Origin of the sequence: Erythrobacter sp., assembly GCF_030066995.1 — a bacterium.
Lineage (GTDB): Bacteria > Pseudomonadota > Alphaproteobacteria > Sphingomonadales > Sphingomonadaceae > Erythrobacter.
Map to the genome: position 1 here is coordinate 1 of NZ_JASJAP010000001.1, position 14,660 is coordinate 14,660.

A 14,660-nucleotide genomic window follows, 5' to 3' on the forward strand; every position below is an offset into this window, starting at 1 on the left:
GCGGGGGTCTCGGTGGCGGTCAGCCAGGGCTTTGCGATCGACCTTGGCTATCTGGGCGACTTCAACGACGGCTATAGCGGCCACTCCGCAAGAGCCAGCGTGCGCATCGCCTTCTAAACCAAGCGCCAACGCCAGCGCTGACACCAGCGCCAAACAACGCGCGCGCGGGCCACAACACCCGCACCCGCAACACTCCAAACACAAACGGACCGGCCTCTCAAAAAGACCGGCCCGTTTTGTGTTCTAAATCAGACTTTTGTTCCGCTTCGGCCACTCCCAGCTGCTGCTCGATAAATTCGGCCTGCTTGCGGTAGTAGAACAACTGGTTCGCGAGCTTGCGCCAGCCATGGCCTTCGTCGGGCATGCGGATGAAGGGGGCGGGCACGCCGTTCGAGCGCAGCGTCTTCACCATCACCTCGGTCTCATAGATGTCGATCCGCGGGTCCTTGACGCCGTGCGAATAGAGCACAGGCACCTTGATCTGGTCGGCTTTGCGGATTGGCGAGTTGACGCGGTAGAACTCGCGCCATTCGGGATCGGTGATGTCCCCGAACTCGATCCGGTCTGCCGCCTTGAGCGCGGGCGAGGCGACCTCCAGCCCGGTGATCCAGTCGGCCACGCCGAACAACGAGACGCCCGCTTTGAAGATATCGGGGTATTCGGCCAGCACCGCGTTGACCATGTATCCGCCGTAAGAGCCGCCGAGCACCGCGGCGTTTTCGGGGTCAACCAGGCCCTGCGCGCCCAGATAGTCCAGCATGTCGACCAGATCGGTGACCGAATCGAGCCGCTTTTCGCGGTCATCGAGCATGCCGTAAGTGCGCCCAAGCCCCGTGCTGCCGCGCACATTGGGCTGGAAGACAGCCACCCCGCGCGCGACGTGATACTGGGTCACGGGTTCGAAATTCGCCTGCGACTGGCCCGATGGACCGCCATGCACATCGAAGATCACCGGCGGCGCGTCTTCGCCAGTGCCCGCGCCCGGAGGAAGGTAGAGCAGCCCTTGAAGCTCAACCCCGTCGCGCGCGGGCATGCGCACCACTTGTGGGCGGACCAGGCGTTCGGGATCAAGCCCGGCAAGGTTGGCGGCGAACACCTTGTCCGCCTGACCGCTGGTGACATCGATCATCCAGATTTCGCCCGGTGTCTGCCAGCCATTGACCCGCACCATCAGCTTGGGATTTTCGGTGCCCTCGCAATCGAGCGCGTACTTGCCTTCGGGCAGGCCGGGCATGGCAAGCGGACGCTTCTCGATCGTGTGCCAGCCCTTTAGCGTGTCGAAGCCGTTGTCGTTCTCCTTCCAGAAGAGATACGAGCCGCCGTCGCCCGGTCCACAAAGCTGTAGGTTGCCGATATCGTGCTCGCTTTCAAAAACGCGCTCAAAGCTTCCGCTTTCCATGTCGTAAAACGCCAGCGTTCCGAATTCGCGATAGAGATTGGTCGAGAAATAGAAACCCTTCGAATTGGGAAGCCACTCAAAGCCGCCCAGCGTGTGGCTGGCATAGTCCTCGACCGGCGGTTTGCTGATCGTGGTCAATTCTTTGCTCGCCAGATCCATGAGGTAGAGGTTGTTCGCCGCCGCGCCCACGCTTTCGGTAATCAGCGCGTATCTCCCATCGGGCGAGATGGAACGCGCGTAGAGCCCGTATTCGCTTTCAAGGATCAGCTCGCTCTTGCCGTCGAGCGTGCCGCGATAGATGTCGAACACACCGGCCCCGCGCGCGGTGGAAGCGTAGACGAAGCTGCCATCCTTGGCGAAATCGCCAAAGCTGCGGAAATCCCCGCGCTTGGCGGGAAGCACTTCGGTCTCGGTGGTGCCGTCTGCGGATAGGGCGAAATAACCGGGTTGCTCGTTTCCGTCGCGGTCGGCGGAGAAGAACAGCCGGGAGCCGTCCGGCGTCCAAATCGGCGCGCGCACCCCGGTTTTGAAGGTTATCTGTTTGGGCTGATCGCCGGTTGCCGGCATCACCCACAATTCGGGTTGACCCGTCACGTCCCACGCAAACGCGATGGTCTCTCCATCGGGCGAAAGGTTCGCTGTTCCCGCGCCCGTCGCCAGAAGAAAGCGTGCAATATCAGCGGGGTACTCTCCTGCGCGCCCAATCGTGATGTCTGACCCATCGGGCTCCATCGCGTCGATCGAGAGGTCGGCGCCCTTGGCTCCTCCGAAGCTTTCATCGGCGGATTGCGCGTGGGCGCTTGCGGCAAAGAGAGCGCTCACAGCGGCGCATGCGCAGAGGACGGAACGGATCATAAAGCACCTCGACTTTTTGGAAGGGAAAGCCCTGCGCGACCATAGTAACTAACGACGAGCGTGCAATCTCGGGCCGTGCGCTTGTCGAGAAACCCGCCAAAACACTCGCCTTGCGCGCGCGAATCTGGCTAAGAGAAGGGCCTTGACGATCAACACACTGGAACAGCGCATGGGTCAACTCGGAAGTTTCAAAATTCAGCCAAGGGGAAGACAATGAAAAACGCCTGGAAGGCAGCCGTTTTGCTTGCGACGAGCGCGCTTGCCGCACCGATGCTCGCCGCGCAAGGGACGCAAACCCCCGAGGAGACAAAGCTGCTGCGCGATCCGGCCCTGTCGGACAGCGCGCTCGCCTTTGCCTATGCCGGCGACATCTGGATCGCCGCGCCCGATGGCAGCAATCCTGTGCGCCTGACCTCGCATCCGGCCGATGAGCGCGACCCGATCTTTTCGCCCGATGGCACCAGGATCGCCTACACCGCCAATTACGATGGCAACGATGACGTGTTCGTTATCGACGTGCGGGGCGGAGAGCCTCAGCGCCTGACATGGTACCCCGGCTCCGATGAGGCGATCGACTGGCTTCCAGACGGGGAAACGATCGCCATGGTCAGCACGCGCGAACGCCGCTCGGGCCGCTCGGGTCAGCTTTTTCACGTGGGCCTCGACGGCGAATTGCCCAAGAAGGTGTCCGAAGCGGTGGTCAATGGCGGCGCGTATGACGAGGCCGGGCGCGTCTTTGCGAACGTGCCCTCGCGTTCGGGCAACGCGGTGCTCACCGGCGGGGTCAACGGCTGGCGCGGCTATCGCGGCGGGCTGTCGCCTTCGCTTCAACTGATTGATTTCGAGGCGGGAACCAAGACAGAGATTCCGGGTGATCGCACCACCGAGTTCGATCCTGTCTGGATGGACGGCCAGCTCTATTTCCTCTCGGATCGCTGGAACACGCGCTCAAACATCTTCCGCTACGATCCGGCGAGCGGCGAAGTCTCGCAGATCACGCAAGAAGCGGATTGGGACATCCGCAACATGACCGCCAAGAACGGGCGGATCGTGTACGAAGCGGGCGGCACGCTCCACAGCCTCGATGTGGCGAGCGGTAGCACGACGCCGCTCTCGATCTCTCTGGTCGCAGATTTGCCCGCCCGGCGCGCCGGGTGGCGCAATGTCAGCGGTCAGATGACCTATGCGGCGCTTTCCCCGTCGGCCAAGCGGGTGGCGGTGACCGCGCGCGGCGAAGTCTTCACCGTGCCCACCGACAAGGGAACGGTGCGCAACATCTCGCAGAGCCCCTCTACGCGCAATTATTCGGCGATCTGGTCAACCGACGGGACGCAGCTTGCCTACATCACCGACGATGGCGCGGGGCAGTCGCTGGTGATCGAGGATCAGAGCGGGATCGAGCCGGCGCGCACGATCGCGCTGGGCGAGGACTTCTACGAGCTCATCGAATGGGGCAATGCGGGCAAGCACATCGTCTATTCCAGCAACACGCTGACGCTGAACGCGATGGACGTGGAAACGGGCACCAGCTGGCGGATCGCCACCAGCCCGCGTCGCAATGGCAGTTTTGATGCGGTGATCTCGCCCAAGGGCCGCTGGATGGCGTTCACGACGCGGGGGGGCAACAACAACGCCGCGCTCAACCTCTACGATCTGGAGACGCGCCAGACCTATCCGGTCTCGCGCGGCTATGCCGATGTGGGCCTGCCTACCTTCGCCAAGGACGGCAAGCTGCTGTTCTTCACCGCGTCCACCAATGCGGGCTCCTTTTACGCCGGTCTCGATATGACCACCCAAGACCGGCCCTACCGCTCGGCGCTTTATGCGGCGGTTCTGGAAGCCGATGGCAAGTCCCCGCTCGCGCCGATCCTCGCTAATGAGGAAGACGACGAAGACAAGAGCGAAGCCGAGAACGGCGAGAAAGGCAATGGCAAGAACGGCGATAATACCGACGGCGGGAAAGAGAGCGTCAAGGTTGATCCCAGCGGACTGGAACGCCGGATCGTTGCGCTGCCGATGGCCGAGGCGGGGTATGGCAGCCTTGCGACGGCGAAGGACGGTGCGCTGTTCGTGGTCGAACGGCCGCAGCCGGGCGCGGCGACCGGGCCGGGAACAGGGGGCGCGCGCTCGCGCCTGTTGCGCTTCGATTTCGAAGAGCGCGAGGCCAAGCCGGTGGGCCAGGGTATCCTCAATGTCTCGACCGACGCGGATGGCGACAAGCTGCTGCTGCTTTCGCATGAGGGCAACCTGCTGACCGCCGACGCGGGCGAGAAGGTCGAGCCCAAACCGATCAACATGTCGGGCGTGCGGATGTATGTCGACCCGTTGGAGGAATGGAAGCAGATCTTCGGCGATGTCTGGCGCATGGAGAAGGCGTATTTCTACGATCCGAACCTGCACGGGCTTGATTGGGAGGGTGTGCGCGCCAAGTTCGAACCGCTGCTGCCGCATCTAGGCCGGCGCGAGGACTTGAACGAATTGCTCGTGGAAATGACGGGCGAAATGGGCGTGGGCCATAACTATGTCGGAGGCGGGGACGTCTACGACAACAGCTCCGCTGCTCCCGGCCTGTTGGGCGCCGATCTCGCGATCGAGGACGGTCGTTACCGGATCAAGAGAATCTACACCGGCGAGGAATGGAATCCGACCCTTTCGGCCCCGCTCGCCGCGCCCGGTGTTGACGCAAAGGAGGGTGACTACATCATCGCGGTCAACGGCGTTGAGCTGACCGGCAGCGACAATATCTACGCCGCGCTCTCAGGCTCGCGGGGGACGCAGATCGCTTTGACTGTTGCGGCGACGCCGGGCGCTGAGCGGCGCACTTCGACAGTGGTTCCCACCGATGGCGAGAGCCTGCTGCGCCTATGGTCATGGATCGAGGACAACCGCAAGCGGGTCGATGAGGCGACTGGTGGCCGGGTTGCCTATGTCTACATGCCCAACACAGCCGGAGCCGGGTACACGCTGTTCAACCGCATGTACTTCGCGCAGACCGACAAGGAAGCGCTGATCCTTGATGAGCGGTCCAATGGCGGGGGCCAGGCAGCGAACTACATTATCGATGTGTTGAGCCGCAAATGGCTGGCGGGCTGGAAGGATCGCGAAGGGCTGGATTGGGCAACGCCCGGCGGCGGCATTTACGGTCCCAAGGTGATGCTGATCGATCAGGACGCAGGGTCGGGCGGGGACTGGATGCCCTACGCCTTCCGCGAGAGCGGGCTGGGCACTCTGATCGGTACGCGCACCTGGGGCGGCCTGATCGGGATCAGCGCCAATCCCGGCCTGATGGACGGCGGCACGCTGACCGTGCCGTTCTTCCGCTTCTTCGACACCGATGGCCGTTTTACGATCGAGAACGAAGGGGTTGCGCCCGATATCCGGGTGGAGCTCGATCCGATTGCGCTCGATCGCGGGCAGGACACGCAGCTCGAAGCCGCGATTGCCACGGTGCTGCAACAGCTGGAGGGGGCTCAGAGCCCGGTGAAGCCAGCGCCGCCCTATCCCACGGAAATCGGCAAGTAACCTTTGGAAAGAGCCGGGCGGTGCCCTTGCGCGCCGCCCGGTTTGACCGAAGCCCTAGGGCCGCACCTGACCGCTTCCCAGCACCAAATATTTGAATGTGGTCAGCTGTTCCAGCCCGACCGGCCCGCGCGCGTGCATCTTGCCGGTGGCGATCCCGATCTCGGCGCCCATGCCGAACTCGCCGCCATCGGAGAACTGGGTGGAGGTGTTGTGCATCACCACCGCGCTGTCGATCTGAGTCAAAAAGCGCCGGGCGACATCGGAGTTTTCGGTCAGGATCGCGTCGGTATGGCCCGAGGAATGCTCGGCCACGAAAGCCAGAGCCTCGTCCGCGTTCGCGACCACCTTGATCGAAGCGATGGCGTCGAGAAACTCGGTGTCGAAGTCGTCCTCGCTCGCCGGTTTGACGCGCGGGTCGATCGCCACGGCGCGCGCGTCGCCGCGCAGCTCGCAATCGGGCATGGCGTCGGCAATACCGGGGATGGCGCGCTCGGCAATCGCATCGTCGATCACCAGGCTCTCGGTCGCTCCGCAAATCCCGGTGCGACGCAGCTTGGCGTTGCGGACAATGGGGATCGCTTTTTCCAGATCGGCCTCGGCGTGGATGTAGGTGTGACAATTGCCATCGAGGTGCAGCAGCGTCGGGACCTTCGCGGTATCGCGCACCAGTTCGGTGAGGCCCCGGCCTCCGCGGGGGATGACAAGGTCGATGTGATCGACCGCGCCCAGCATCTCGGCCACGGCCTCGCGCGCGGTTGTCTGGACGCTCTGCACCGCCTCGCGCGGTAGCCCGGCCGCGTCCAGTCCGGCCTGCAGGCACTCGACGATCACACGGGTGGAGTGGCGGCTTTCCGACCCACCGCGCAGGATCACCGCGTTGCCCGATTTGACGCACAGCGCGCTCGCGTCCGAGCCGACATTGGGGCGCGATTCGTAGATCATGCCGATGACCCCGATGGGCACCGCCACACGTTCGATCGTAAGCCCGTTGGGCCGCTCAAAGGTCGCAAGCGTGCGGCCCACGGGATCGGGCAGCGCGGCGATCTGTTCGAGCGCCTGCGCCATGGCCTCGACGCGCCCTTCGTCGAGCATAAGCCGGTCGATGAAGCTCGCTGGTTTCGACCCGCGCACGCTATCGACATCGCGCGCGTTGGCTTCGACCAGCGTTCCGCTCGCCGCGCGCAGCGCCTCGGCCGCTTTTGCAAGAGCGGTGTTCTTCTGCTCGGTCGTAGCCGAACGCAGAGCGTGCGCTGCGGCTTTCGCCATTGCGCCAAGCTGCGCGATATGGATACGCGGGTCGAGGTTCTGGTCGGTCATGGGTGTTTCTTGCCGTTAGCTTTTGAGAGCCAGTGTGCGACACAAACGCGTCCAGCGCAATCCGAACTCGCCTTGCGCCTCACTCGGCGGGAGCAAGCCGCACCGATTCGGCGGTCGACTTGCGCCAGGCGAAAAGAGCGATGCCGATCATGGAGAGAAAGCAGAGGGCGAGCGTCTGGAGAGTGGCGGCGTTCATGTCGCGCGGGCCCGTAGCAAGCTTGCCAAAGCTCGGCCACTGACCGGCCTTGAAGGGTGGGCCAAGAGCGCGCGCTCCCTTTGGCGTCTCACGAGTGCTAACTCAATTCTCAGCGGACTGATTGAATTGTGTGGCCCGACGCTTTTGGGAGTTCACGTCAACTCTGCGCCCCCATGAAGGACGCTGATGCTCGATGACCCGGCTCAAGAAAGCTGACATTCACGCCGCTCGATTGGCCGCTGCGCCGATGGCTTTTGGTCAAGCGGTCGCGCAGCAAAGATCCTCTCGGGCGGCATTATGAGGGAGCCGTTGCCGTCTGCCCTGCCAAGCCAAGCCAAGCCAAGCAGAGAGCCTAACCAACGGCCAAGCGCAAATCGAATTCATCGGATTCAACCGGCTCTTTTGCGTCAATCTTGAATTCGGCGAATGATGTTGCAAGGTGCCTCGCCTCACTCCGCAGGTTTGTTGTTGCGGCGTTGGTCTCCTCGACCATGGCCGCGTTTTGCTGGGTCATCCCGTCCATGGCGTTTATGCCATCGCCTACCTTGCGCAACGCCAGCGATTGCTCTGTCGCGCCGGTCGCGATGGAGGACACCGAGTCGGTCACCTCGCTGACACGACCGATGATCGTTTCCAGCGCGCCTCCGGTCTCGTTCACGAGTTGAACGCCCAGCGGACATGCTTGGTGACCGAATCGACGCGCTCCTTGATCGCGCTTGCGGACTCGGCCGCGCGCTGCGCAAGCGCCCGTACCTCTGATGCCACCACGGAGAAGCCCTTTCCGGTTTCTCCGGCCCTGGCCGCTTCAACGCCAGCGTTAAGCGCGAGCAGGTTGGTCTGGAATGCAATAGCGTCGATCATTTCGTTGATTTTCGAGATCTCGGCGCTCGCGGCTTGGGCCTCATCCATAGCCTCAATGGCTTTTGCCACCACGGCCCCACCGCTCTCCGCTTCGCCGCGGGCTTCCACCATTGCAGAGCTGACTTGCGATGCAATATCGGCGTATTCCTCGACCTGTGAGGTCAGACGTTTCATCGCCTCCGAGGACGATTGCAGATGGGACACCTGCGCTTCACTTCGGCTCGCCAGATCATTGGTCGCCTGCTGGATTTCTCCTGAGGCAAGATCAATGGACTGGACGCTGCTCTGGACGCCCATCATCACTTGACAAAGGCGCTGCATGGCTTCGTTGAAATCGTCTGTCACATCGCGGAAGCTATCGGGCATATCGGCCAGACGGACGGTCAGATCGGCGTTGGCGACCGCCGCCAGACTTTGGCCAATTTTCGTCATAGCTTGCTCTCGCTCGGCAACGGACTTCTCGCGTTCCTGGGCCGCGTTGCGGAAAACGAGCATCGCTTGCGCCATTTCGCCAAGCTCGTCTTTGCGATCAGCCCCCTTTATATCCACCGAAGTGTTGCCCTGCGCCAAGACGGTCATCGTGTCGGTCATGCGAGCCACCGGCTGCGCAATCGAGCGCGTCAGCGAACGCGCCAGGAACAGCGCAAGGCCGATAATCGCCGCCGCTCCGATACCCAAAGCGAGCCATCCCACCAGAACAACCGTTTCCTGCCGGGCGGTTCGCTCCTCAACGGCGTTCTGGATCGTGTCGCGAACCTCCCGAAGCGGGAGTACGGCCGCGCTCACGAGGACCTTTCTGCCCGCTTGCCGAATGTCTTCCTGAGCGCGCGTGCGCGCGTCGGCCTTCACAATGCCGACATATTTGTCGCCCCAATCACGCCGCCATTTGATGGTCTCTTCACGCGATTCTCGGACAAGCGCTTGTAACGCCGGGTCATTCAAGCGTTCTTCCAAGAGGGGCGACACACGGTCGTAATCGTCGCGCCCCTCATAGTAGGATTTCAGATACAGCTCATCGCCGGTAACCAGGAACCCGCGAAGCTGGCTGTTCTGGCGAAGGAGCGAGGTTTCGAGTGTGAGCACATCAGCCAGAATTCCTTGGCTCTCGCTGTTGCGTGAAGTCACACTCGAAATCATCGACAAGCTCACTGCACAGAAAATCATGACAACCGCAGCCGCGCCAATGAGTATGGCGAACGAGACCCCCAAGCGTCGCGGAATTCGGAGTTGGTCAAGCATGATTTACTGTTCCCAATTGGTGTTGCAGCGCGGACAACGCTTGCTCTTCGCAAAGCCACTGAGGATTTGTCGAGGCAGCGTCGTTTAGGCCATCAGAACGAGAAACCGATCGAGGCCGTGACCGTGCGCCCGTTCATGACCTGAGCGTTGGTAAAGCCGCTCGCCGGAATGGCCGCCGCCTGAAGCTGCACAACCGCAAGCTCGTCGAAGACGTTAAACACATTGAGTCCAACTGTGACATTGTCCGCCGGTCGGTAGCTCACGAAAGGACTGACGAGAGTATATCCGGGCTGGACCAGGATATTGGTATCCTGCGTAAAGCTCTCGGTCGTGCCGTTCACAACCGCACCAAGGGAGATGCGGTCGAAGTCTACAGCCGGTCGGGCGAAGAATGTGAGATCGGGGATATGGCGCGGCGTGTTGCCGATGACATCGGGATTGAGCGTATCGTCGTCGATCGTCGCATCCGTGTACGTTGCGCCCACGGTGATGGAGAAGGGACCATTGCTGTAATTCCCCTCGAATTCGATCCCGGTAGCGCCATACAGCCGGTTAATCGGCAAGAGCACGGAATTGCCCTGGTCATCGCCACCAAGCTGAATGTTGCGTTCCTCGGTCGAGGCCCAGAAGCCGGTCACAAAGACCGTCACCGCGCAAAGATCTCAGTTTCGGTTTGGACCTATCCAGAAGACTGCGGGTCCTTTGTAGCTTAGGCGTCGGGCGTAATCGCTATGAGACCGCTTTTTTCAGTCCAGTCAGACCTTTCAGCGTTCTTTCAGTTGGTCGTTACGGTTTGAGAAGGTCTAGTTGGAGACCCAATAACGAGATAATTTGTCGAGTTGATCTTCGGGCTGTTAAACACGTTCGCAATACGCCTTCGGCCCGCCGCCTCCTGTCTTTTGACGGCTGCGAGGATATCTGCGGGCTCAATCACCGCTACCGGTATCCGACCGATGCTCGGATTAAGTTCTGATCGAAGCCATCCAGCTTTCATCCGGGTCGATCTGGCCCATGGCTGAGCGCCGTCATTTGACTTTTGCTCGATATACTCGGCAGCGATGCTGTCGAAGGTGTGCTCTGCGCTCAGCTTCGCCCGCGCTTTCTTTCGTTGCTTCTCAAGTGAGGGATCTTCGCCTTGTGCGATGAGGTCGCGGGCGTCGTCGCGGCCCTTCCTTGCATCTGACAAGCTGACATCGGGTACCGGCCCAGAGAGAGCTTTTTCTCTTTCTCAGCGACCCGATACTTCAAACGCCAAAGTCTACCACCGGTCGGCTGTACCAGGAGAAACAAGCCTTGGCTGTCGCCTAGCTTGTAGGGTTTCGCTTTTGGTTTGGCATTGCGTATCTGAAGATCGGTCAGCGGAATTTTGGGGCCTTTTCTTCACCCCTCTTCGGACTGGCCCCTGTATTTGGTCCCCAAACTATCCGATTGTCAGTGGCCGGAACTGAACTGGTGTGAACGTAAGGGCCTTGGACTATCGCAGTTTCATGGGACTTTCGGTGACCCGGTGAACCGACCTGAATTACCATGTGGTGCCGGCTGCAGGATTCGAACCCGCGGCCCCCTGATTACAAATCAGGTGCTCTACCAACTGAGCTAAGCCGGCCCTTTGCGTGCCTTTGGCGTGTGCGCCTGTGGCGATCAGACGATCGCAAGGCGAGGCTCGGTAGCCTCAAACCGGCCCCGAAGTCCAGATGGCCCTTGCACTTTCTGTGTTCGCCGAGCGTTTTTGGCTCTTTGTCGATCACCTTATGAAAGACCCTTGCCCAAGCGAGCCCTAAGATACATCTTAGAAACTCAAAGGGGGTCTAAGTGCACGACGATCGATTCAAAGACGCGTTTTTCGAAGCCAACCGAAAGTCCAAGGCAATCGCCTATCTCTTGTGGTTCTTTTTCGGGTGGTTTGGCGTCCACCGCTTTTACGCAGGCGAGACCAAGACGGGTATCATCCAGCTGCTGCTGTCGCTGTCGATCATCGGCCTGCCCGTTATGCTTTTCTGGTTGCTGCTCGACATTGTCCTGATCCCCGGCCTGATCAACGAAAAGAACCTGGAACTGCTCCATGCGCTCAATCGCGGCGATGGACCGGGAGTGGCGACAGAAGGGCGGGATACGCGCGATGACGGGCTTCTGGCCGATCCCAAGCGCCAGCGGATGCTCGAAGATCTGCGCGCGGCGGGCTATCGCAAAGAGCCTCGCGACCGCTCGTTTCTGTATCGCTAAAACTCCTGATTTCGCTACAGCGCGCCGAAGGTCCAGCCTTCGGTCCAGGCGATCTCGGCGGTCAGAAAGCGCGGGTTCCAGCGCCGCTCCTCATCGGCGACCTTGCGCAGCCACGCTGCCGTCAGCAGCGCGTCGGAGGAATGATCGTCGATCTCGCCCACCGCGTCGATCGGCGGGCAATCGAGGACGGACAGGGCCGCGTTGAGATCCTCGTGGGTCAAGAGTTTGGTGCGCGCGCCCAGATCGGCGGTCTCCCGGCTGGCAAGCCCGGTGTAGATCTCGACAAGGACGCTGCCTTTTTGCGGCGTCCAGCGATCGGGCACCGGGTCCATCGGCCACACGTTGAGCTTTCCGCGCAGCTGGTGAAGCATCCGCATGCCGGTCAGCGAGCTCTTGCCCACCTGAGCGGCCCCAACGAGGTTGAAATTGCTCACCGGACGGCATTTCTGCGCGCGCTGGGCGCCCTCGGCGACGCGGAAGCGACCCTCTCTGGTGATGGAGCCGGGCAGGAGAAAGCGGTCGCCTTCGCGGTTCTTCCCATGGCGGAAATAGCGCGCGGCGATGGCGTGTTCGATGAAGCTGTGCGCGCCCAGATAGGGGTCGTCGGCGCAGATTTCATCGATCATCGCCCACAACTTCTTGGCGCTGCGCGGGGTTTCGTCCCAGCCCGGAAAGAAAGCGCCCGCGTCCTGGTAGGGCAGGCTGATCCCGAGATCCGCTCCCACCAGTGTTTTGGGCGGCAGATCTGCGAGCACCTCCTTCACTTCGAGCCGCGACCAGCCGCGCGGCGGCGGCTCGACGAGCACCGGAGGCCCGCCATCGGCTTCTGCTATGGCCATCGCAATGCCCCGATGCCGCTCGCCCTTCGCGCCCGACCAGTCGAGCGCGAGAAAGTGATCGAACTTGGGCGGTTTCATGAAGAGCGCTCCTGGCCCCCGCGCTCCCGCCTCAGGCGGTCCCAGTGGTCGAGACGCCGCTTTACTTCGCGCTCGAAGCCGCGCTCGACCGGCGTGTAAAAGCTTTGCGGATCCATTCCTTCGGGCCAGTAATTGGCGCCCGAGAAGCCGTCTGCATCCTCGTGGTCGTAGGCGTATCCCGCCCCGTAGCCGATGTCCTTCATCAGCTGCGTTGGCGCGTTCAGGATATTGGCGGGCGGGCGCAGGCTGCCGGTTTCCTTCGCAGCTTTGAAGGCCGATTTTTGCGCGGCGTAGGCGGCGTTCGATTTGGGCGCGGTGGCGAGGTAGAGGCAGGCCTGCACGATGGCGAGTTCGCCTTCGGGGCTGCCGAGAAACTCGTAGGCGTCCTTGGCCGCAAGGCATTGGGTGAGCGCGTTGGGGTCGGCAAGCCCGATATCCTCGCTCGCAAAACGCACCAGGCGACGCAGGACGTAGAGCGGCTCTTCGCCGGCGGTCAGCATGCGCGCGAGGTAATAGAGCGCGGCCTGCGGGTCCGACCCGCGCAGGCTTTTATGCAGCGCGCTGATCAGGTTGTAGTGCCCGTCGCGATCCTTGTCGTAGACAGCGACGCGCCGCTGGAGGAACGCGCCCAGTTCCTGGCTGTCGAGCGGTTCGGAAAGCTGCGCGTTGTAGAGCGTCTCGGCCTGACCCAGCAGGAAACGGCCATCGCCGTCGGCGCTCGCGATCAGGGCCTCGCGGGCGGTGTCGGTGAGCGGCAGGGGGCCTTCGAGCGCCTCGGCGCGATCGAGCAAGGCGGCGAGCGCGGTGTGATCAAGCCGATCGAGGATCAGAACCTGCGCGCGGCTCAGAAGCGCTGCGTTGAGGGCAAAGCTCGGATTCTCGGTCGTTGCGCCCACCAGAGTGATCGTGCCGCGCTCGACAAAGGGCAGAAACCCATCCTGCTGCGCTCGGTTGAAGCGGTGGATCTCGTCCACGAACAGCAGGGTCTTCTTGCCCGCATCGGCCATGGCGTCGGCCTCGGCAAAGGCTTTCTTGAGGTCGGCGACGCCGGAGAAGACCGCGCTGATCGAGGTGAAGCGCATTCCGACGGACGCCGCCAGTAGTCGGGCGATGCTGGTCTTGCCCGTGCCGGGCGGGCCCCACAGGATCATGCTGGAGAGCTTGCCCGCCGCGACCATTCGCCCGATGGCGCCTTCGGGGCCGGTGAGGTGTTCCTGCCCGATCACTTCGGGCAGGGAACGCGGGCGCAGGCGATCCGCAAGCGGGGCGTCAGCGCGCGGTTTGTCATTGCGGCGCTCGTTCGCGGCCGGCGCGTCCTCTCCAAACAGGTCAGCCATTCGTGGAGGATGATAGGCGGTTGATGGAAAAATGCACCGCCAAAACGTTGGGACGCTTGAAACGATAGGCTGACGATATATCTTTAGGCTCATCCGAACTATCGAAAGCGCATAACCCGAAAGGAACCCCGATGACCTGGAGAAAATACCGCGGCAGCGGCTGGAGCAGCCTTGGCCCGATGATTGCGATGATGGCCGCGCAGGCCGCGAATGAGTGGGAAGAGGATACCCGCCGTCGTCCAAAGCGCTCCCGCCGCGACTGGAAGGACGGTGTCCCAGCGCGCAAACGGCGCGGACGCATGTTTGGCCAGGGCGAGCTGCGCCTGGCGCTCCTCGCGCTCATCAACGAGGAACCGCGCCACGGCTACGAACTGATCCGCGCGATCGAGGACATGACCGGCGGCGCCTACGCGCCGAGCCCCGGCGCGGTCTATCCAACGCTGCAAATGCTCGAGGAAGAGGGCCTGATCAAGCAGACCAAGCCCAAGGCCGACGACGAAGATGGCGAGACCAGCGGCAAGAAGCCGTTCAAGGCGACCAAAGCGGGCAAGGCCGAATTGAAGGACCGCGACGAGGAAGTCGAGGCGCTGATGGACCGGCTGGGCGAGCACGGCGCGCGCGCGGAGAAGGTCAAGGAGAAGTCACCCGACCTGTTCCGCGCCATGGGCAATCTGGGCAGCGTGCTCAAGAATCGCGCCAACGCCGGCAAGCTCGACAAGGCGACGATAGACGAGATCGTCGACATCATCGACGAGGTCGCCAAGCGGATCGAGCGACTTTGAAGGCTCGCTTCT

Annotated in this window: 10 protein-coding genes, 1 tRNA gene and 1 pseudogene; 3 read left to right on the top strand and 9 right to left on the bottom strand. The window is 62.3% G+C overall.

What is annotated here, in order from left to right; all coding sequences use genetic code 11:
* Positions 1-217 precede the first annotated feature (217 nt).
* Positions 218-2,221, bottom strand: a complete 2,004-nt coding sequence (locus QNI87_RS00005) for a S9 family peptidase (RefSeq protein ID WP_300592239.1) — start codon at positions 2,219-2,221, stop codon at positions 218-220.
* A gap of 246 nt (positions 2,222-2,467) precedes the next feature.
* Between QNI87_RS00005 and QNI87_RS00010 the strand changes: the two genes are divergently transcribed.
* Complete coding sequence (locus QNI87_RS00010; protein ID WP_300592242.1) at positions 2,468-5,776, top strand: S41 family peptidase; 3,309 nt, start codon at positions 2,468-2,470, stop codon at positions 5,774-5,776.
* Positions 5,777-5,830: 54 nt separating this feature from the next.
* Here the strand turns inward: QNI87_RS00010 and QNI87_RS00015 are convergent, their stop codons facing one another.
* The 6 genes and pseudogenes from QNI87_RS00015 to QNI87_RS00035 all read right to left on the bottom strand — a co-directional run bounded on the left by QNI87_RS00015 (position 5,831) and on the right by QNI87_RS00035 (position 10,995).
* The gene (locus QNI87_RS00015) at positions 5,831-7,093 is read right to left on the bottom strand and encodes a glutamate-5-semialdehyde dehydrogenase (protein WP_300592245.1); all 1,263 of its coding nucleotides are present in this window, start codon (positions 7,091-7,093) and stop codon (positions 5,831-5,833) included.
* Positions 7,094-7,641: 548 nt separating this feature from the next.
* On the bottom strand, positions 7,642-7,947 hold the full coding sequence (locus QNI87_RS00020) for a hypothetical protein (RefSeq protein WP_300592248.1): 306 nt from the start codon (positions 7,945-7,947) through the stop codon (positions 7,642-7,644).
* Positions 7,944-9,275, bottom strand: coding sequence for a methyl-accepting chemotaxis protein (locus QNI87_RS00025; protein WP_300592250.1), 1,332 nt, complete (start codon positions 9,273-9,275; stop codon positions 7,944-7,946). The genes QNI87_RS00020 and QNI87_RS00025 overlap by 4 nt, the downstream gene beginning before the upstream one ends.
* Positions 9,276-9,481: 206 nt before the next feature.
* Entirely contained in the window at positions 9,482-10,039 is a 558-nt protein-coding gene (locus QNI87_RS00030; RefSeq protein WP_300592253.1) for a TonB-dependent receptor, read from the bottom strand.
* A 125-nt stretch (positions 10,040-10,164) separates the two neighbouring features.
* Positions 10,165-10,754 (bottom strand): annotated as a pseudogene (locus tag QNI87_RS15700) (Arm DNA-binding domain-containing protein).
* Positions 10,755-10,919: 165 nt separating this feature from the next.
* Positions 10,920-10,995 (bottom strand) — tRNA-Thr (locus QNI87_RS00035).
* A gap of 206 nt (positions 10,996-11,201) precedes the next feature.
* Between QNI87_RS00035 and QNI87_RS00040 the strand changes: the two genes are divergently transcribed.
* Positions 11,202-11,612 (top strand): TM2 domain-containing protein, encoded by a 411-nt coding sequence (locus QNI87_RS00040; RefSeq protein ID WP_300592256.1) that lies wholly within the window; start codon positions 11,202-11,204, stop codon positions 11,610-11,612.
* A 14-nt stretch (positions 11,613-11,626) separates the two neighbouring features.
* Here QNI87_RS00040 and QNI87_RS00045 read toward each other — a convergent pair whose 3' ends face one another.
* Together QNI87_RS00045 and QNI87_RS00050 are read right to left on the bottom strand one after the other, a co-directional pair.
* Positions 11,627-12,529, bottom strand: a complete 903-nt coding sequence (locus QNI87_RS00045) for a hypothetical protein (RefSeq protein ID WP_300592259.1) — start codon at positions 12,527-12,529, stop codon at positions 11,627-11,629.
* Positions 12,526-13,866, bottom strand: coding sequence for a replication-associated recombination protein A (locus QNI87_RS00050; RefSeq protein WP_300592262.1), 1,341 nt, complete (start codon positions 13,864-13,866; stop codon positions 12,526-12,528). Before QNI87_RS00050 ends, QNI87_RS00045 begins: the two co-directional genes overlap by 4 nt.
* A gap of 131 nt (positions 13,867-13,997) precedes the next feature.
* Here QNI87_RS00050 and QNI87_RS00055 point away from each other — a divergent pair, with 131 nt between their 5' ends.
* Entirely contained in the window at positions 13,998-14,648 is a 651-nt protein-coding gene (locus QNI87_RS00055) for a PadR family transcriptional regulator (protein WP_300592265.1), read from the top strand.
* Positions 14,649-14,660 lie beyond the last annotated feature (12 nt).